The sequence below is a fragment of the Aurantiacibacter xanthus genome (assembly GCF_003584015.1).
Taxonomy (GTDB): domain Bacteria; phylum Pseudomonadota; class Alphaproteobacteria; order Sphingomonadales; family Sphingomonadaceae; genus Alteraurantiacibacter; species Alteraurantiacibacter xanthus.
In genome coordinates, this window is record NZ_QXFM01000145.1 from 1 (window position 1) to 19,255 (window position 19,255).

Consider the following 19,255-nt stretch of genomic DNA (forward strand, 5'->3'; position numbering starts at 1 on the left):
GGACGATCCAGCGGGAGCATCAATTCCGCTGGAGCACCCGCCAATGCTGTTCGCCAATGGTTTATCTGGCGTCCTATCAGGCTTTCTGGGTCAGCCTCCTCGCCCAGCAGCGCCCGCTGCCACAGCGCATAGTCGGCATAGTGTACCGGCAGCGGATCGTAGTCCGGCGCCTCTCCGACCGCCCTCGCCCGATAGGCTTTCGCCAGATCATCCAGCAGCAGCCCCATCGACCAACCGTCGGTCGCGATGTGATGCACGACCAATGCCAGTACATGATCGTCCGGCCCCAGTTCCAGCAGCACCGCTCGCAGCGGCAGGTCACACGCCAGATCGAACGGCCGCGCCGCCTCGGCTGCCAGCATCGCGTCGACCGCGTCCGGCTCACAGATCCGCCGATCCAGCACGACATGTGCCTGTTCGAGCACCTCCTGGTAGGGCTCTCCGCCATCATCCTTCAGCAGCGTGCGCAGGCTCTCGTGGCGCATCACCACATCGTCCAGCGCCGCCGCCAGCGCCGCCACATCCAGCCTACCGGACAGCCGTGCCGCCAGAGGGATGTTGTAGGCCGCATCGGCTCCCTCCAGACGGTCCAGGAACCACAGCCGCGCCTGCGCGAACGACAGCGGCAAACGCGATGGCCGTTCTGTCGCCGTCAGGACATGGGTCGCCCGCGGCGCCTGCCGCACCCGCTCGGCCAGATCGCCCAGCCGCGGCGCCTCGAACACCGAGCGGATGCCCAGCACCCGGCCCAGCACGCTGCGCACCCGCGCCACCAGCCGCGCCGCCAGCAACGAGTGACCGCCAAGCGCGAAAAAGTCGTCCTCCGGACCGACCCGTTCCATGCCCAGCAGCTCGCCGACCAGGCCGCACAGCACCGCCTCTTCCGGCGTCCCCGACACGCCCCCGCGCACCTGAGGCCCCGGCGCAGGGAGCGCCTTGCGGTCCACCTTCCCGTTCGCCGTCAGCGGCAACGCGTCCAGCACCACAATCGCCGACGGAACCATATAATCCGGCAGAACCGCAAAAAGATGCCGGCGCAGCGCTTCCTCATCGAGCGCAGGCGCCACGACATAGGCGGCCAGTCGCAGTTCGCCATCGGCCGCCGGAAGGCCAAGCACCTCAGCCTGTTCGACATCGGGCGCCCGAAGAATTGCGGCTGCGATCTCGCCGGGTTCTATCCGGACGCCGCGAACCTTGAGCTGATCGTCGACGCGCCCTTGGAATACGAACTGTCCATCCGCCCGCTGGCTGGCCAGATCGCCGGTTCGATAAAGACGTTCCCCTGGCTGAAAGGGGCTGGCGACAAAGCGCGTGGTCGTCAGACCGGGACGCCTCCAATACCCACGGGCCAGGTTGTCTCCGGCGATATAGAGTTCTCCGGTCTCACCCGGACAGCAGGGCCTGAGTTGCTCATCGAGAAGATAAAGGCTCGTCCCAACAATCGGCGCCCCGATTGGTGGCGAATCTTCTTTCGGAGCGATGAGCGCCGCCGTCGAGAAGATCGTTGCTTCCGTCGGACCATATTCGTTGACGAGGGCGACGGCGGCGAACCGCTCGTAATGCCGCCGGACGAGACCCGGTTGCAGCGCATCGCCACCGACGATGACCCGCGTCAAGTTGGCGCCGAACGGCGCATCGTCATCTGTCAGCACGGCGGCATAGGCCGACGACGTCAACATAACGGTTCGGACCGCATCACGCCAGCGCGGCGCCAAGTCATGAAATCCGACCAGATCGACACCCAACACCAGGGTTCCACCGCCGCCGAGGGTCGCGAAGATTTGGGCGACGGAGATGTCGAAGGTCAGCGGAGCGGTCAGGCAGACGACGCCTGGCGCGTCCGGATAAAGATGCCCGCGCGCTCGAAGCGAGCGCATAACGGCACGGTGGGAGACTGCGACGGCTTTCGGGTCTCCCGTGCTACCGGAAGTATAGATGAGATAGGCGATCTGATCCGGCGAAACTTGCCTCTGCGGCGCCACTGGAACCGCCGAAGGCGCAATTGGGAGAACTGGCATCGCCAAACTGAGCGAGCGCAGAGGCTCGGGCAGGCGCCTCCCTACTCCCTCAGGGGCCACGATCCCGCTCGGGCAGGCGTCGCCAAGGATCGATGCGAGGCGGGTATCGGGCTGGTTGGGGTCGAGCGGCAGATAGGCTGCACCCGTTTTCAAGATGCCCAGGATCGCGACAATGCTCTCGATCGTAGCCGGTGACAGGATCGCGAACACCTGTTCGGGACCAGCTCCAGTCTTCAACAGGATATCCGCAAAGTGCCCTGCATACCGGTCAAGCTCGGCGTAGGTCAGCTCCCGCTTGCCCTCAACCAGAGCAATGGCATCGGGTGTCGCGCCGGATTGGGCTTCAAATAACTCGGCCAGATTGAGGGAATCCGTAGCCAAAAGCGGGTTCCTCTGGCCCGCGTGACCGGTCTCGGTTCCTGATGCAGAAAGGCCATCAGCAGATTGGCTGCTTGAACCCTGACGGTCCGTAGTTGGCTGGTGTTGACGCTCCTTGGCCATCGTCCCCTACAAAATCTTGGGACAGGACCGTCGACGCACCTTTCGCCCGAATCCGTTAGTTCGTCCCCGAAAAACTGGTGACGAAACGGTATCCGCACATGCTAGGATTTGCCACTGCGAAATGGCGTTTGCCGCAATTTGGCGTGTCGGATTTCGGCAGTAGGAGGAGCGGGCCAATATTGAAGGGCGTTCGGATGACTTGAGCTTCAAAAATGCTCCGAGACGCGCGACTCCATTAATGGCTACAAATACTCGCCAAGCTTTGGACACGCGCCACCTAAGATTGACCGCATAGATAGCATTCCCCGCGCCAGCTTGGAGTCTGCGAGGAGATTCAGCGTTGCGGCACCTTGAAGCATCCCGGCCGTCCCTTATGCTTGGATCCGACATACCCTCCTTGATCTAACAATGGCATCCGTGGGTCAACTCACCCGACAGCCACCGGAAAAGCAAATCGGCCCCTTCCCTCAGGCAACGGGGCTACGCCCATGGGAATACCGTAAACTGCGTTCAGGCTATCAGGAGTCAGCAAGTCGTCCGGCGTTGCATCAGCGACGAGCCCGCCCTCACGAAGTGCGATGATCCGGTCACAGAAGCGCGCTGCCATATTGATCTCGTGAATCACGACCACGCTCGCAACACGATGCGCCTCGCTGAGCTGCCTCAGCAAACCCAGGACTTCGATCTGATGTCCCACGTCCAGCGCCGCGATCGGCTCATCGAGGAGAAGCAGCCGTGCTTCTTGGGCTACGAGCATAGCCAGCCAAGCGCGTTGTCGTTCGCCACCAGAGAGAGTTTCCAGGAAGCGATCGGCCAACCCAACCATCCCTGTAAGGCGCAACGCTTCTTCTACCTTCAGGCCATCTCCCTCGCCGAAACGACGAAAAGCCCCGTGCCAAGGATAGCGCCCAAAAGCGACCAGTTCGCGGACTGTCAGTCGTGTCGTGATTGGCACATGTTGCGGCAGATAGCCAACTGCACGAGCGAAGGCGCGATCCGACCAGTCGACGAGGTCACGGCCATCATAGTAGATCGTTCCTCCACTCGGCGGTTGCTGGCGGGCGAGTAGCCGCAGCAGGGTGGATTTTCCGGAGCCATTCTGACCTATGATACCGGTCACACCCTGCCTACCGATATCAAGCGTCAAAGGATGCAACAGTATCTTGCCTTCGACCGCGAATTGCAGGCCAGCAAGGGTCATTCCGGTCGTCGATCCGTTCATTTGCCGCGCGCCCTTCTGTTCAATAGCAGCATCAAAGCCGGCGCCCCCAACAACGCGGCTACAAGGCCGGTTGGTAATTGCAGCGGGAAACTGACAGTCCGCGCCAGCCAGTCCGCCCCGATCATAATCGCGCCACCAGTTCCCGCCGCTGCTAAGATCACCGACTGGAGCTTGCGCAAGCCGAGTGTCATGACGATGTGCGGTGCGACTAATCCAATGAATGTGACAGGCCCGAGGATTGGCATAGCCGCTACACTGGCAAGGGCGGCCAGCAGCAACAGCGTGAGCCGCGCCCGTGGCAGATTTACGCCCAGCCCCTGAGCGGCCTCAGGCCCCAGCGGGAGAATCTCAAGCCAGCGGCGCAGCACAAGCGCTGCGATCAGCGTCAGCGCTGCAGCCAACATCGTCAGCACCGCAGCCTCGAGCGAAACGCCGGCGACTGAACCCGACATCCAGCCTAGCAAGCGCATCGCGCGCGGATCGCCAACAGCCGTCAGGACGCCAACAAGCGCATCAGCCAGTGCACTGACTGCGATGCCCGCCAGCAACATATGGTCTGGAGCAAAAGCGCTGCGCCTTCCGAGAGCCAAAATCAGCAGCAAGACAGCAAGGCCGCCAAAAACGGCTGTCGCCGCCTCTCCTGCGACGCCGATCTCACCGAAGAGCAGCAGGCTCAGCGTTACGGCCAGCAATGCACCGGCCGAAACTCCCAGCACCTCGGGGCTCGCAAGCTCGTTGCGAGTCAGGCGTTGCAGGACGACACCAGAGATAGCCAACAGGGCACCGGCTGCGCCGCTCGCCAGGATCCGCGGAAGCCGCCAGACAGCAACCGCGTCCCACGCACCAAATGGTAGCGACCAGTTGCCTGTCGGCCCTCGGCCGACGAGCAAGGCGACAATGACGAGCAGTCCTAGCCCCATGAGGACAACAGGCGTCCGCGCCGCGGGTGGATCACTCCAACTGGGCGGCGTAGCGATGGCGGGTGGCGCCGATGGCTTCATCCGGCGAATGAGCAGCAGGAGCAAAGGCGAACCGAGAACGGCCGTAACGGCCCCGGTCGGAAGAAACTCCGAAAGCTGGCCGGCGAAAAGCATGACGGTCGCATCGGTGATCAGCAGCATCAATGCGCCAAGCAAGATCGACCAACCCAGTTGAGCACCGAGCCGACGCGCGCCCGCCAACCGCGAAAGAGCCGGCGCGACAAGGCCAACGAAGCCAATCACGCCGACAGTGCTCACGACAAAGGCGGTCATGGTTGAGGCAATAGCGATCGAGACGAAACGCAGCCGCACGACAGACAGGCCAAGCCCTCGAGCCCCTTCATCGCCCAACTGCAGAACGGCCAAGGAGCGCAGGAGCGGCAGCAAGGCCAACGAGGCTAACCCCAAACGCAGCGCCAATGCCAGGAACGGCGACCAACTCTGTTGGCTCAAAGAGCCACTACCCCAAAGGAAAACCGCAGTCATTTGCCGAGCCTCGACAAGGCCCAATAAGGCGGCCAGAGCGCCGCAGAAAAGTCCGACAATCAAGCCGGCGATCACCGTCGCGACCGGCTCGAAATTGCGGCGTCGAACGAGCAGGAAAACCAGACCCGTGGTGATCGCGCTGCCCGAGATAGCAACAAGATCACGACCGAATCCGAGAAGGCCCGGCGCTGCAACTGTGGCGATTGCCAGTGCAACTCGCGCACCAGCCTCGACACCGAGCGTCGTCGGCGAAGCCAGCGGATTGCGTAGCACGAATTGCATGATCGCTCCGGCCCCCGCAAGCCCCGCGCCACACAGCGCAGCCATGGCCAGCCGGGGCAGCGTCGCATAGATGAAGACCATCCTGTCTGCGTCGTAGCCTTCGGCCTTCGAGGGCGTTTGCAGGAAGGCCGTAAGCGGATCATGAATTACTGCAACCACCAGCCCGCAGGCGATCAGAGCGAGGAGCAAGGCCAGCAGGGCCGGCCCGAATTTCACCCTTCCATCCTTCATTCCGCTACGCGCTCCAACTCGGTCGTGAGGAGACGCGCGAATCTCAAGGCGGCCGGCAGCGCCCCGAACATGAGAACCGGCGGCAATGTCGACATATGGCCCGCCTTGACGAACGGCAGCTCGCGCCAGAGAGGACTTTGCGCGAGTGTCGGCAACGCATCTGGCGGGACGGGCTGGAAGGTGATGAGACGCACGTCCTTGTCGGTTGCGAGCCCTTCTATCCCCGTCGTCGCAAAGCCCCAGGCATTTGTGGGTTTGGTCCAGGCGTTCTGGAGCCCCAGTGTCTCGAGCACATTCTGGTAGAGCCCAACTCCGCCATAAGCGCGCACGTGCCGTGCGTCGAGAAAGCCCACAAGCAGAACTGGCGGCAGGCGCAAACGCGCAAGACGAGCGCGGCAAGCGGCAAACTGTGCATCGCTGTATGTGATCAGGGCTTCTGCCTGTCGTTCGGCACCGATCATCGCTCCCAATTCACGGGTCAATCTGCGTGGACGCTCGAGCGGCGACGGTGTCGGCTCAAAGACGGTGAAGCGGCGAACCGGTGCGATGCGGGCGAGCGCCGGTTCCTGGTCTTGCGAAAAGGGCGATGTCAGGATGATGTCCGGGCGCAGAGCGGCCAAGAGCTCGAAATTGACCTCTTGCTGGATGCCGATGTCGGCCGTGCCGGCCGGCAGGCGCGGCTCAACCACGAATCGGTTCCAATCGCTCGCCGCCACCAGCGCAACCGGCGGTTTTCCAAGCGCAAAGAGGGTCTCGGCAATGGCCCAATCCAGTACGGCAACGCGCTGAGCCGCCGCTGACGCGCCGAGGGGGCTTGGCAACAACGCCGAGTAAGCGATCGCTCCAAGCAGATTTCTCCGCCTTAGGAATAAATTGGATTTGCCCCTCATGATGTCCTATTCGTTAATAAGGGCATAGTGGAGAGACAAGCCCGTAGACCCGAGTTCTGATCATGCGGAGTACTCGTTGGCGATGGTCGAAGCCGAGATCGCGTTCCTAGCGCCTTGCAAGCGGCGTCCTGTCTTTCATGATATACCTTCAGACAAGGATTTTCTCCCGCTTACACAACACATCGTTCCAATCAGCGCGGTCCATGACGAGCGGACGAGATTCACGCTCGACCGTGATGGCATCGAGATTGTTCAACGGGCATGTCCGCTGGAATACCACTCGGCAGGTGAAGGCCGCATCGCCTATCTTCGAGCGCTCGAGGAATTCGTCGCCAGTACGACTGGAGCCGTAAAGGTCGTGGCGCTGGGGAATGGCGTCGTCCGTCGTAGCGAACGCTCGGTACGCCACAGGCGTGATGGGACGACCGTGCTCGGACGCTTTGCCCATTGCGATTTCAGTCCCTCGGATGCCGGTTCACGTTTTTGGGTGGAGCATCTGCTGTCTGGCGGAGAAGCGCAGGTGAGAATGGCTCGTCGCTATGCGATCTACAATGTCTGGCAGTGCCTGACCGATCCGCCACAGGATACGCCGCTCGCATTCTGCGAGCCGGCCAGCGTATTGCCGGAGGATATTGTTGGCTGCGATCAGGTGATTACGGCCAGAGATGGCAGCACAATCCGCTTCGAACTCAGACTTTACCACTACAACCCAGCTCAGAACTGGTTCTACTTTCCAGACCTAGGTCGGAACGACCTGATGGTCTTTACCGGCCACGACTCCGATCCGGCCCGACCGCAGGGCATTGCCCATGCCGCCTTCAGCGATCCGACCTGCCCCGAAGGCGTCCCGCCCCGCGAGAGCATTGACGAGCGGCTAATCGCCTTCTTCGAGTAGGCTCCCGACCGGGTTCGTTCATCTCTCGGCAATGACCATCACGCGCTTGTAATTGGACGAAAAATTTGAGGCTAGCCTCTCCGGTGGCTCACAGAGGCGGAGACGGCGGAAGCGCGGCAGGATTTCTTCCCAAAGCAGCCGTAGCTCAATGTCAGCTACACGCCTGCCAAGGCAGCGATGGACGCCCGAACCAAAGCCGGCGTGACGTTGAGCGTTAGGCCGATCGACACGGAATGTATCACCGTCCTCGAATACTACTTCGTCGCGATTCGCCGACCAGTACCAAAGCACGACCTTGTCACCTGTTCGGATCAACTTGCCGCCAAGATCGGTATCGCGCGTTGCCGTTCGCCGCATATGGATGATCGGAGATTGCCAGCGGACGATCTCCGCCGCCGCGTTGGGGATGAGTGACGGCTCGGAGCGCAGTTTCTCCCAAGCCTGCGGAAAACGGTCGAATGCAACGACTCCGCCCGAGAGCGCACCGCGCGCCGCTTCGTTGGCGCCAGCGATCATGGTCACGGTGCCGATGAGATGCTTGGGATCCTGCGGCATGGCGCAGGTTGCAGGCGCATTGGCGAGCGCGGATATGATGTCATGCCCGCATCCGCCTGTGCGGGCGCGCCACATCTCCATTATGCGCGCCAGATAGACATCGAGGACCGCCGCGCGCTGATCCCAGCTCTCGACCAGTGCGCCAGGTTCCGGGCTTGTCACCAGCACTTCGGCCCAATAGGGCAGCAGATGTCGTTCATCGCGTGGAAAGTCGAATAGCGCGGCCACAATCCAAGTCGTCAGTTCGACCGACACCCGCTCCACCCAATCGAAGGGTTCGCCGACCGGAAGCGCATCGAGGATCGCCCCGATCTCGTGCCGAATTTCGTCTTCCAGCGCGCGAATGCGCCGATTGCCAAGCGCTGGCGCCACAGCAGCACGCTCGGCGGTATGGCCGGGCGGATCGGCTGTGGCGAACGCCGGCGCGTCGAACTCGGGTGGAACATCATTAATGATGACGTTGCCCGCTGACGAGAAGTCTTGGAAATTCTTTTCCACTGCAATGAGATTGTCGTACCGCGTGATCGACCAGTAGGGACCGTAAGCACTGTCAGGGCACCAATGAACCGGATCGTCTCGCCGTAGGCGCGCGAAGTAGGGTCCGACCGTCTGGCTTTGAAATCGCTCTCCTAGGCTGACGTCGATCTGTTCGAGAGGCAAACGATCAGCCTCGTGCGTTGCCTGCGCTAGTAGGGCTTCGGCATCAAAGGTCATGGCGCTGCGGTCGCAGTATCCCAGCGCAGGTGACAAGTGACGACCGTACCCAGCACACCGCCTTGCATGCGCACCGGGCGATCAGGGTCGAGCATGAAGTTCGGAATCCGGGCCAGCCATTCTTCCAGCATGACTGTCATTTCCGCTTCGGCCAGTTGCGCACCCGGGCAACGGTGAACGCCGTTACCATATGCGGAATGCGGCGCGGCATCCCGATTCAGGTCGACGCGCAAAGGATCGGGGAAAATCGTTGGATCCAGGCCGTGCAGTGGAGGCATAATGACCATGTCTCCTGCCTTCAGGGTCACCCCGTCGAGGAGTTGGTCGGCACGCACCAGCCGCGCCTTTGTCATGATGGCGAAGCGCCGTGTCATTTCGCGCACCGCCGCTGGCAACAATTCTGGATCGGCAACGAGTCTGCTCCGTAATGCGTCTTCGCCGGCGAGGTGCCTCATCATCATCGCAAACAGCGACACGACAGTGTCCAGTCCGCCGGTCAATAGAGCGGTCGCAACATCCGCAGCCTCATCATCTTCGATAGGTCGACCGTCAATTTGTCCAGCCAGAAGCGCTGTGATGATATCGTCTCCCGGTAAGGCCCGCCGCTCCGCGATCAACGCCCGCAGAAAGGTTGCAAAGCGATCCATTACAGGCTCAGGGAGATCGGTCCCTTCGTCCGCAAGCAGATGTGCGGCATAACCAGGCAAAACTGCCATGCGGTCGGCCTCGATTCCCGCCAGCCCTGCAAAAAGCGCAAGAGGTAGCGCGGCGGCATAATCCGCAACGATGTCGCACTCTCCACGATCGCGGATGCCTTCGGCGGCGCGAGATGCAAGTTCGCGCACGATCGGTATGGAGCGGCGCACTGTGCGGCTCGACAACAAGCCCGTCAGAATGCGCCGATATGGCTGGTGCTCGGGTGGGTCGAGGGTGGTGGGCCTGAGCGGATACAATTCGCCCCATTTGCGGGGAACAAGCGTGATCTTAGACGAAAAATGCTCGTGATCGGAATAAACGTGGGCAATGTCCGCTCCCCCCAGCACGACCCAGTGTCCGCCATTGCGCGGAGTCCAGATGACTCGCGCTGGAGCGCTTTCAGCTACTTCCATCCAAGCTCGGAGAAAATCGTCACCCGATCCCGGCAGGCGATATATGTCGAGATCGACCATCCGCTCCACCGGCACATGGGCAGGCCTCGGCACAGGGGCATCTCCCATAATCAGATCGATCTGGTCTTCGATCATGCAGGGCACACCCACTTTCGCTCCACCACACCTGAATTCGACTTCCCTGTTTGAATATCCATGATTACTGCTTCTCAAGCTATAAAGAACTGACTCGAATGACTATGTTTCAGAAGGCGCGACGCGCGCAAGCTCAATCGGTTCGCAAGCGCTTGGTTGCGCATATCGCAGCCGGTGGAACCACAGATTTGGCGTCATCGGAAATGCGTTTACCTGCGCATTGTTATACCGATCCGGCGCGCTGGGCAGCCGAGCGACAGACCTTGTTCGATGGGGTGCCGCTGATCGCCTGTCTCGCACAAGACATCCCGCATCCCGGCGACCGAATAGTGTTCGAAGTCGCGGACCATGAGGTTTTGGTCCTGCGGGATGAGAAGGGGCAGGTCCGCGCCTTTCGGAATCGTTGCGCACATCGTGCCGCGCGGCTTGTCGGGGCTGGGGGCGATCCAGACTTGAGGCGCGGTCAGCGCATCGTTTGCCCGTTCCACGGCTGGAGCTATGATCTGTCCGGCCGCTTGGTCAACATCCCCGGTCGAGCAGGCTTTGACCCGGAGACGCTCGAAAATTGTCGGCTGTCGCCTGTGGTCGCAGCGGAGCAAGACGGTGTGGTCTTCGTGCGAATGCGGGGAAACGAGCCGCTCGACTTGCCAATGCATTTAGGTAGCTTTGCGCCGGTCCTGGCGACGCTCAACCTGACCGCAATGGTGCCGGTTCAGGCTAGCCGACTGGATGCGAGAACTAACTGGAAGATCGCAATCGACACCTATGCGGAAAGCTATCATTTCGGCGTGCTCCATGCCCGCTCTATAGGCAATGCATACATCTCGAATGTAGCGGCGTTCGACGATCATGGCGCACACTGGGTTCTGACTTTTGCCGAACGTGCGCTTGCCGATCTGGTCGGCACTTCTGAGCAAGAGTGGCCTGAAGCGCGACATGTGGGAACCTACTTCATTTTCCCGAATACCGTTCTGGTCGCCGGCGATATCGGGCCCTCTGAGCGTTTCGTGCGCATGTTCCGGATTTTCCCTGGTGACACGCCGGGTGAAATGGTCTGCCTTTTCTCAGTCTACATTTCTGGTCTTTCGGTTGAAAACTATAAAGCCAAATTCGGGACCATTGACGACAGCAAGAGCGACGTGACGGTGGAGGATTATGAGGTCGCTGAGGGCATCTGGTCCAATCTGGCGACCAAGGACGAAGGGCCCGATCTCATCGTGGGGCGCAATGAGCCGGCCGTGCAGGCCTTTCACCGGGCAGTCATGGATGTTGTCGGCTTGCCCATCTGAAATGCGGCGCTAGAGTGTTTGTCAGCTTGGAGAAAGGAACCCACCACAGATGACCAATCCCTTCGACGATGATGAAGGCGAGTTCTTGGTTCTGGTCAACGATGAAGGGCAGCACTCGCTGTGGCCCACTCAGTTTGACGTGCCAGCCGGATGGCGGACGATAGGACCGCAGGGCGACAGGCAAATGTGCATGGCCTGGATCGACGAGAACTGGACCGACATGCGTCCGTTGAGCCTGGTGCGGGAAATGGACGCATTTGCAAATTCGCGCGCGAGTTAACGCAGAGAATCTGACAAAAAGAACCTGTCTAAGCCGCTGACCACCGGTACTTTCCGCCAGCTGGACACCCGCAAAAACGCCTCGCATTTGAGGCTATGATCTGATTCACTCGGTGCGTTAGACGGAGAGTTTCGATGCAGCCAGGCAGCCTGTTTTCGCTGGCGGAGCACCTTGAGCGGCTGAGCAAGGACGGCGACCCGCTGGAGGTGTTGGCGGGCACGGTGGAGTTCGAACGTTTCCGGCCGCTGTTGACCCGCGGTCTCGGCTATAGCGCCGGCACCAAGGGTGGCCGCCCGGCGTTCGACCCCGTAGCGATGTTCAAGGTGCTGGTGGTTCAGGCGCAGCATAATCTGTCGGATGCGCGCATGGAGTTCATGATCCGGGACCGCTTGAGTTGGATGCGCTTCTTCGGCTTCGACCTTGGCGGCGCGATGCCGGACGAGAACACCATCCGCCACTATCGCAACCGGCTGACCGAGAGCGGGACGCTCGAGGCGTTGATGCAGGCGTTCGAGCAGCAACTGCGCGAGGCCGGATACCTGGCAATGGGCGGCCAGATCGTCGATGCCACGCTGGTGCCCGCGCCCAAGCAGCGCAACACCGAGGACGAGAAGGCTGCCATCAAGGCAGGCAAGTCGGCAAAGCAGATCTGGCGCGGCAAGCCGAACAAGGCGCACCAGAAGGATGTCGATGCGCGCTGGACGGTGAAGATCGGCGGCAAGATCCGCTACCGCCCCGACGGGACGCCGCTGCCGCAGATCGCCACGCCCGTGTTCGGCTATAAGTCGCATATCAGCATCGACCGGCGCTATGGGTTTATCCGCCAGGCGGCGGTGACGTCGGCAGCGGATAGCGACGGTCGGCAGTTGCGGCGCGTAATCGATACGAGCAACACCGCTGGCGATGTCTGGGCTGACAGCGCCTATCGCAGCGCCAAGAACGAGGCATTGTTGAAGAGCAACATGCTCAAAAGCCGCATCCATCGTCGCAAACCCAAGGGCAAGCCGATGCCCGAGAGCATGGCGCGCGCCAATGCGGCAAAGTCCGCGATCCGTGCCAGGGTCGAGCATGTCTTCGCGCACCAGAAGAACCGCTATGGCCTGTTCATCCGCACCATCGGCATTGCCCGTGCGCAGACAAAACTCACGCTCGCCAATCTGGCCTACAACTTCGACCGCCTGATCTTCCATCAGCGGTGTGCAACCACGGGATAGGTGCGCCTGAAATCCGCGGAAGGGGCTGAAAGGCCAAGGGACAACGCCGAAAAGCGGCCAATCACACCCCTCAAATAGCACCTCTCGATGCCATCCCCGCAATCAGGCCAGTCCCCGCGCAAAAACCGTGGTTGTTGCGGGTGTCCAGCTGGAGCGGTTCGTCTGTCGGACTATGACCAGCAGGACAAGCTAAGATTGGCTAGCAACAGGAAGCGATCCACATCGCATTACTCCGAAGCTCCAGCGATCTGTTGGCCCCCAGAAGTTACTCACCCGTTTCAATGCAGGGCGCTCACAAGCAGAAAAAGCAAAGGATTGCAGTCCCTGCGCAATTCCTTCGCCTGTAGCTTTTATAAAAGCTTCACCAAGCGTCCAAAATCTGTAGAATAGTTCGACCCTTTCGGCTTCTGACTGAGCCGAAAGAAGATCATGGTTCATTTCTTGAGCGAATTGCATGGTAGCAACCTGCATCATATCAGGAAATTTACGAACCATTTCAACATCGATTCCCACTCGACTACGCCCGACAGCGATGGCTACCAATTCTCTGGTGTGACTGATGCTGAAGTAAATTTGTTTCGCTATAGCCCCATGACGTCCGGAGTCGAGCCAAGGTTTTCCATAATTGTCCCGGATAATGGCTATATCTTGAGCCGGACAATCAAGGTGCCTACCCAATAGTATTCGTGCAGCCACGCGAGCTGATGCAACACTCCATTGATCTTTACGGTCACGAAGTCGAAGAATGTAGACCTTTTCCTCATCAGGAAGAAAATGAAATAACGAAGAAAAATCTCCACTTGCGGGAGTGCCAAGCCAGACTATCGGCAAATCGGTTTGGATTGAATTACTATAGCTCAACAGATTTGGAAGAATGACGGGCATTTTAGCGTCACCCTCGATCGCCCATGCTGCCGCATGATGAACCATCATTTCACCGGGCTCTGCCATCGTTCTTAACGGTAACGCGGAGAGAATATGAGACAAAAACCTTCTCCGGTGCGCGAATTACTAGCCGAAAACTCGGAGACAGAGGTCAACGACGACGAACGGGGGCGCGCACAGGGAGTACGGGGACCGCATAATCAGCTTTCCTCAATCTTACATTCAATGACACTAGTTTATCCACCGCGATCGGCAATACCCCTTATCCACGCGTCGATTTCCTCCTCGACCCACACCGTGCATTTGGGCCCGAGCGAGCGGGACTTGGGAAAGCGGCCTTCGCTCATCCGCTGGTAGATAGCCGAACGACGCAGGCCGACACGGTTGATAACTTCAGGCAGCCGCAAAAGCCTGGCCGGCGGGGGGCCAGATGGCGTTGCATGTTCTGCGTTTGCGCCGTCCTCGGCAGGTTGGGGATGTGCATTCATGTACATTCCTGTCGGTTCAATTTCTCGGTCCCCTCCGAGGTGAATTTGATCAGCGCGGCAGCGCCATCGAAATGTCGCGATTGGCAAAATCATCGATGTGCTTGGCGAGCATGCGCGCGACGAGCTGCGAAGTGCCGTTCGCCCATCGGGGCCGCAAATCCTCGACGCGTCGCCCAAGCGTGCGTTCGAGCTGGCCTGGCAAGGCCGTGAAGAAGTCCTCAAGGAACTCCCCCATTTCGCTGCGCATCCATTCGCAGGCGAGATCCTCTTGACCTGCCAAGGCGAGGATCATGCTGGCGCGGGGAAACGCTCCGCACACGTCCAATACCCGCGCGGCCTCATCAAGCCCGATCGGCCGATCGCCGCGCATCACACGAAGAAGGGTCTCGCGGTGGATGCCGACTTCCCGGGCAATCCGGTGCTTGGGCTTGTCAGACGACTCGATTGCATGGGCAAGAATGTGTGCGAGGCTGGCGTTGGCTTCGCCTCGGAATGGCGCGGGCTGGTGCATCGACAAAAACTCCAACGATTAGGAACTGAGTCGTAGCCATATCGCGCGCCGTCCATGTAGGAAAATGAAAAGAACATATATGGAACATCTCGTTTCTAGGCGAATCACTCCCTAGGCTCGAGTCGTCGACAATCGCCGCCACTCCTGTCGAGATTCGTCGACGCTGATTACGAGATAAACCGCTGTTTCTGCGTATTATCGCCGACAGCAACCATTCGATGCGTCCATATCCGTCCGCCGCATCAGCTCGAGAGGCGTTCCGACTTTCCTACATCGAATTCCTAGATGCATGTGGAACACACAGCGAACGAGAGAACGCTGGGTTCACCCCTCCAGATGGAGCTCCATATGCAGTCTTTCACCCTCTCCCGGCGCTCCGGCGCCATCGACCAGCGCCCCTCGAAGTTCGGGCGAGCCATGACCTTCGCGGTACCGCTTGCGGTCGCAGCACTGGCCGCAAGCGCCGCCTACGCGGGCGCCGACACGACCTTCACCCCTGCCCTCACGAAATTCACCGATTTCCTCGAAGGCTCGGGCGGCAAGATCATCACCGTCCTCAGCCTTGCAGGCGGCCTCATCGGTCTCGCTTCGGGCCGGTTCTCGCTCGGGCAGGTCGCTGTTCCGGTCGGTGTCGGCATCGGTGTCGGCACGGGTGTTCCGATCGTCACCTCGGTCGTCACCGCGGTCATCTGACGCATCGGACGGGAAGGCGCGTCGCCATGACGGACCCATATATCATCCCGCGTCGGCTCGACGATCCGGAGCTCATCGGCTTCTGGACCATCGACGAGTTCTGCGGGATGCTCATCCCCTTCACCTGGGGGATCCTCAGCCAGCATATCTTTATCGGCATCATCGTTGCCTTCGGCGCCTGGTTCTCGCTGCGAAAGGCAAAAGCAGGACGCGCCAGCTCCTGGGTAGCCCATGCCGCCTATTGGTATCTGCCGGCCGGATTGTTGGGCCTGAAATCGACGCCGCCTTCCCACTGCCGCCTGCTTGCCGGTTGAGGGGAGATATCCATGTTTGCCGACATTTCACACGAGCGTCAGCAGTCGCTGCTGCGCCAGCGCAACCTCTTCGCGCTCACCAGCGCCGGGCTTGGCATTGCGCTCGTCGTCGCCGTCAGCCTTGCTGCCACCCGCGACCGCGAAGTCGTGCTCCTGCCGACACTCCCCAAGCAGCTCATCGTCAGCAGCGCGGGGGTCGAGGCCGACTATCTCGAACTCGTGACCCGCGATGCCGCGCTCGTCTTGCTCAATCGCAGCCCCGAGGGCCTCGACTACTGGATGGCCGAAATCCTGAAGCTCGCCGATCCGGCAAGCTACGGTCGCCTCAAGGCCGATCTCGTCCGGATCGTCGAGGAACAGCGGGGCTCGGAACTTACCCAGGCCTTCGTCATCCGGTCGATGACCGTCGACCCCAAGGGGCTGACTTCCGATGTGACCGGCACGCTCAAGACCTTTGTCGGCGCCCAGGTCATCGCGAGCGACGAGCGCCGTTTCCGTTTCAACTGGACCTACCGGGGCCTGCGTCTCGCGCTGTCAGGCTTCAGCCAGTTGCCCCCCAAAGACCCAACGAAGGAGGCCCAGTGATGGCTTACCGACGCAAGACGCGCGTATGGAGCCTGGCTCTTTGCGCCAGCACCATCCTCGCATTTTCCGGGAGCGGCGCTCAGGCCGCCGACCAGTTCAAACAGGCTGCAGACGGAGCGAGCATCGAATGCGCCGTTTCGGCCCGCGAACTAACGCGCTTTGCGCTCGTCGACGACCAGTTTGCCAGCGTTTCGAAGATTTCGACCGGCACGCCCTACAACGATTTTGCGGTCACCAACGAGCCGCTGCGCGGCGACATCTACGTATCGGTGCCCGAGACCTTTGCGGCCCGGTCAATCAGCTTCTTCGCCACGACCAAGAAGGGCTTCGTCTACAAGGTTTCCTGTCAGGTCGAGCCTGTTCCGGCAGTCCAGGTCTTCATCACCAACCCGGCGATCGCGACGAACAAGGCGGCAGGCTGGGAAAGCGAAACGCCGCTGGAGACGAGCGCATTACGCCTCATCCAGGCCATGGCCAATGACCGCACGGTCGATGGCTTCGAAGTCCGGCAATCCTCAGCTCTTCCGGCACGGGTCGGCGACCTCGAGGTCCAGCTCATTGCTGATTACCGCGGCAGCGCGCTTGCCGGGAAGGTCATCCGTCTGGCGAACCGTGGCCGCAAACCGCTGACGCTTGCCGAAGCGGATCTCGCGTCGTCCGGGACCCTTGCCATCTCAATCGCCCAGCCAACTCTCCAATCGGGCGAGAGCACCGTCGCCTTCATCGTCGGCACGAACGGGGAGATCGGTCAATGAGCGACACAGCCATCCCCTCGACCCCGGTTCAAGCCGACCCCGCATCGCCTTCGCCAGTCACTAGCCTCAACGCCAAGACCGCGCGGCGGCAGAAGCTTCTGCTTGGCTCCTTGGGCGCGCTCGCGCTTATTGGCGGTAGCTGGTTCATCCTGGGAGGCGACGACGGCGCGAAGAGCGACGATCCCACCGCCGCCCAGACCATCGACACGGCGGGACTCATCAATCGCGACCTTTCGCAGCGCGAATTCGTCGCGACCTACGGCAATCGTCTCGATGCCGTGACCCGCGAGCAGAAGGCGATGAAGGACGCGAGCCTCCCGCGTGAGGAAATCGAAGCCCAGCTCGCCGCCCTCAAGGCCGAGAACCAGGCCATGCACGTTGACGGCCAGGCCGCGATCGATGCGATCTCCGCCGAGAACGCGGATCTGAAGGCGCGCCTTGCCAGCCAGAGCACCTCGGCTCCCCCGAGCGTGCCGCCGCCGGCCTATGGCCCGCAAGCTGGCGGCTATGACGCGCGCGGCCGGACGGCCCCGTCAACGCTCGGCGGCGCGCCGGTGGGGGCCGGTGAAGCTGCAATGCCCGGGCCAGGCGAAGTCAAGCTGATGAGCTTCACGTCGGACAAAGCCGGGGCAAGTGGTCCAAGGTTTGCGCGTCCCGAAACCCCGCCGGTCGTGATCGAGGATTCACCGGACTATCTGCCGCCCAATTCCTATGCCTCGGCGCGCGTCATCGTTGGCGTCGATGCATCGGCCGGTGTCGCGAGCCAGACCGATCCGCTTCCGGTTGTCCTGCGCATCACGGGCCCAGCGCGATCAGTCATGCAGAACGGCAAGGTTCTGACGACCCGCATCCAGGGCTGTATCGTCAATGGCGCGGCGCGCGGCGATCTCTCTTCGGAGAAAGTCTACGTGAAGTTGGCCCGGATGACCTGCGATCAGCCCGGCGGGCGCGTCGCGGTGAGCGAGGTCAAAGGCTTCATCAGCTTCGCCGGAAAATCCGGTGTGCGTGGCCGTGTCGTCAGCCGCGAGGGCAGCCTTGTGAGCCAGGCCCTGCTTGCCGGGATCGTGGGCGGTTTCGGGCGCGGCTTTTCGGCGAACGCCAACAGCGTCTTCTCCGGCGTCACGACCAATGCCGATGGCACCCGCTCGAAGCTCTCTGCCGGCGACATCCTCGGCGGTGGGCTCGGCCAGGGCGCTGCGGATGCCGCCGATACGGTCAGCAAATATCTGATCGAGCGCGCCGAACAATACCAACCCGTCGTCGAGATGCCGACCGGCATCGATGTCGAGATCGTCTTCCTCGACGGCGTCTACGTGAGGAACTCCCAATGACCCCCGCCACAAACGATCCAACCCCCACCAAGCCGCGGCGCTGGCTGCGACCGGTGGCGACCGTTGCTGCCGTCGTCGCCCTGTCAGCCGCAACGGGTTGGGGCGTGGCCAGCCTCGCTTCCCCGGCCCAGGCTCCCGACACGGCAAAAGTGCGCGACGCGCTCAAGCTGCGCCTCCCGAAGACGCCGATCGACGCCATCACCTGCGATGGCCTTGGCGGCCTGTGCGAAGTCGCCTCGAAATCGACGCTGTTCTACGTCGATCGCGCGGCGAAGTATCTGGTGATCGGGCGCATCTACGACATGGAGGCGCGGCAAGACCTGACGGCAGCCCGTCTCCTCGCACTCAACCCAGACTTGCTGGCTGCTGGTGCTGCACGGCGGAGCAATGCCGGCGAAGAAAGCCAGCCCGCCCCGCGCGCCACCCCGCAGAACGTATCGCTCGCCGGCCTGCCCGCGAACGGCGCGATCACCTGGGGACCGGTGAACGGCCCCAAGGTCGTCGTCTTCTCCGATTTCCACTGCGGCTACTGCAAGAAGCTCGAAGCCGAACTGAAGGCGATCGGTGCGCGCGTCGAGGAGCGGCCCATTTCGATCTTCGGGGCCGACAGCCGCCGTGATGCCGAACGGGTGCTGTGTTCGCCGCGCCCCGAGGTGTCGCTGCACATGGCCTATTCGGGTCTCGCCCTCGCCAATCCGAAGCCCTGCGACACGAGCGGGCTCGATGCCAACGAAGCCTTCGCCAAGGCCCATGGCTTCAACGGGACGCCGGTCATCGTGCGCCCGTCCGATGGCGCGATCCTCGAAGGCTATCGCCCCGCTTCCGTGCTCCGCGAATTTCTCACGCCCGCCAAAGCGGCCGCGCCCGCTTCGGCCAAGAAAGGATAATCGTC

19 protein-coding genes are annotated in these 19,255 nt (G+C 61.5%); 10 read left to right on the forward strand and 9 right to left on the reverse strand.

Annotation, left to right across the window (positions count from 1 at the left end; translation table 11 throughout):
* The 4 genes from D2V17_RS20245 to D2V17_RS20260 form a co-directional block, all read right to left on the reverse strand.
* Positions 1–2,399 (reverse strand): non-ribosomal peptide synthetase (locus D2V17_RS20245; protein WP_119594953.1); only part of this gene is annotated, 2,399 nt, incomplete at its 3' end.
* Positions 2,400–2,946: 547 nt separating this feature from the next.
* The gene (locus tag D2V17_RS20250; protein ID WP_119594954.1) at positions 2,947–3,741 is read right to left on the reverse strand and encodes an ABC transporter ATP-binding protein; all 795 of its coding nucleotides are present in this window, start codon (positions 3,739–3,741) and stop codon (positions 2,947–2,949) included.
* The gene (gene fhuB / locus D2V17_RS20255) at positions 3,738–5,705 is read right to left on the reverse strand and encodes a Fe(3+)-hydroxamate ABC transporter permease FhuB (protein WP_245978839.1); all 1,968 of its coding nucleotides are present in this window, start codon (positions 5,703–5,705) and stop codon (positions 3,738–3,740) included. The genes D2V17_RS20250 and fhuB overlap by 4 nt, the downstream gene beginning before the upstream one ends.
* 11 nt (positions 5,706–5,716) lie before the next feature.
* Positions 5,717–6,610, reverse strand: a complete 894-nt coding sequence (locus D2V17_RS20260; RefSeq protein WP_245978840.1) for an ABC transporter substrate-binding protein — start codon at positions 6,608–6,610, stop codon at positions 5,717–5,719.
* An 82-nt stretch (positions 6,611–6,692) separates the two neighbouring features.
* Here D2V17_RS20260 and D2V17_RS21075 point away from each other — a divergent pair, with 82 nt between their 5' ends.
* Entirely contained in the window at positions 6,693–7,505 is an 813-nt protein-coding gene (locus D2V17_RS21075) for a CmcJ/NvfI family oxidoreductase (protein WP_281270625.1), read from the forward strand.
* A gap of 18 nt (positions 7,506–7,523) precedes the next feature.
* On the opposite strand, the gene D2V17_RS20275 is transcribed toward D2V17_RS21075, so the two are convergent.
* Positions 7,524–8,774 carry a cytochrome P450 gene (locus tag D2V17_RS20275; protein WP_119594958.1) on the reverse strand — a complete coding sequence of 417 codons (1,251 nt, stop codon included), beginning with the start codon at positions 8,772–8,774 and terminating at the stop codon, positions 7,524–7,526.
* Complete coding sequence (locus D2V17_RS20280) at positions 8,771–10,018, reverse strand: cytochrome P450 (RefSeq protein ID WP_119594959.1); 1,248 nt, start codon at positions 10,016–10,018, stop codon at positions 8,771–8,773. The genes D2V17_RS20275 and D2V17_RS20280 overlap by 4 nt, the downstream gene beginning before the upstream one ends.
* Before the next feature lie 98 nt (positions 10,019–10,116).
* On the opposite strand from D2V17_RS20280, the gene D2V17_RS20285 reads away from it, so the two are divergent.
* The 3 genes from D2V17_RS20285 (at position 10,117) to D2V17_RS20295 (ending at position 12,801) form a co-directional block, all read left to right on the forward strand.
* Positions 10,117–11,307 (forward strand): aromatic ring-hydroxylating oxygenase subunit alpha, encoded by a 1,191-nt coding sequence (locus D2V17_RS20285; RefSeq protein ID WP_119594960.1) that lies wholly within the window; start codon positions 10,117–10,119, stop codon positions 11,305–11,307.
* A gap of 49 nt (positions 11,308–11,356) precedes the next feature.
* Positions 11,357–11,587, forward strand: a complete 231-nt coding sequence (locus D2V17_RS20290) for an MbtH family protein (protein ID WP_119594961.1) — start codon at positions 11,357–11,359, stop codon at positions 11,585–11,587.
* Between the two features lie 134 nt (positions 11,588–11,721).
* Entirely contained in the window at positions 11,722–12,801 is a 1,080-nt protein-coding gene (locus D2V17_RS20295; protein WP_119594962.1) for a transposase, read from the forward strand.
* 189 nt (positions 12,802–12,990) lie between these two features.
* Here the strand turns inward: D2V17_RS20295 and D2V17_RS20300 are convergent, their stop codons facing one another.
* The 3 genes from D2V17_RS20300 to D2V17_RS20310 form a co-directional block, all read right to left on the reverse strand.
* Positions 12,991–13,788: a 4'-phosphopantetheinyl transferase family protein gene (locus tag D2V17_RS20300; protein WP_119594963.1), complete on the reverse strand. Its 798-nt coding sequence runs from the start codon at positions 13,786–13,788 to the stop codon at positions 12,991–12,993.
* A gap of 134 nt (positions 13,789–13,922) precedes the next feature.
* Complete coding sequence (locus tag D2V17_RS20305; protein ID WP_119595016.1) at positions 13,923–14,174, reverse strand: AlpA family transcriptional regulator; 252 nt, start codon at positions 14,172–14,174, stop codon at positions 13,923–13,925.
* A gap of 49 nt (positions 14,175–14,223) precedes the next feature.
* Complete coding sequence (locus tag D2V17_RS20310; RefSeq protein WP_119594964.1) at positions 14,224–14,685, reverse strand: transcriptional regulator; 462 nt, start codon at positions 14,683–14,685, stop codon at positions 14,224–14,226.
* A gap of 348 nt (positions 14,686–15,033) precedes the next feature.
* Between D2V17_RS20310 and D2V17_RS20315 the strand changes: the two genes are divergently transcribed.
* From D2V17_RS20315 to D2V17_RS20340, 6 genes are read left to right on the forward strand one after another with little or no spacing between them, the layout of a single operon-like run.
* Positions 15,034–15,378, forward strand: coding sequence for a TrbC/VirB2 family protein (locus D2V17_RS20315; protein WP_119595017.1), 345 nt, complete (start codon positions 15,034–15,036; stop codon positions 15,376–15,378).
* Positions 15,379–15,404: 26 nt separating this feature from the next.
* The gene (gene traL, locus D2V17_RS20320; protein WP_119594965.1) at positions 15,405–15,692 is read left to right on the forward strand and encodes a type IV conjugative transfer system protein TraL; all 288 of its coding nucleotides are present in this window, start codon (positions 15,405–15,407) and stop codon (positions 15,690–15,692) included.
* A 12-nt stretch (positions 15,693–15,704) separates the two neighbouring features.
* On the forward strand, positions 15,705–16,277 hold the full coding sequence (locus tag D2V17_RS20325; protein ID WP_119594966.1) for a type IV conjugative transfer system protein TraE: 573 nt from the start codon (positions 15,705–15,707) through the stop codon (positions 16,275–16,277).
* The gene (locus tag D2V17_RS20330) at positions 16,277–17,032 is read left to right on the forward strand and encodes a type-F conjugative transfer system secretin TraK (protein WP_119594967.1); all 756 of its coding nucleotides are present in this window, start codon (positions 16,277–16,279) and stop codon (positions 17,030–17,032) included. Before D2V17_RS20325 ends, D2V17_RS20330 begins: the two co-directional genes overlap by 1 nt.
* Positions 17,029–18,363 (forward strand): TraB/TrbI/VirB10 family type IV secretion system protein, encoded by a 1,335-nt coding sequence (locus tag D2V17_RS20335; RefSeq protein ID WP_119594968.1) that lies wholly within the window; start codon positions 17,029–17,031, stop codon positions 18,361–18,363. The genes D2V17_RS20330 and D2V17_RS20335 overlap by 4 nt, the downstream gene beginning before the upstream one ends.
* On the forward strand, positions 18,360–19,250 hold the full coding sequence (locus tag D2V17_RS20340; RefSeq protein ID WP_119594969.1) for a DsbC family protein: 891 nt from the start codon (positions 18,360–18,362) through the stop codon (positions 19,248–19,250). The genes D2V17_RS20335 and D2V17_RS20340 overlap by 4 nt, the downstream gene beginning before the upstream one ends.
* The last annotated feature ends 5 nt before the right edge of the window (positions 19,251–19,255 follow it).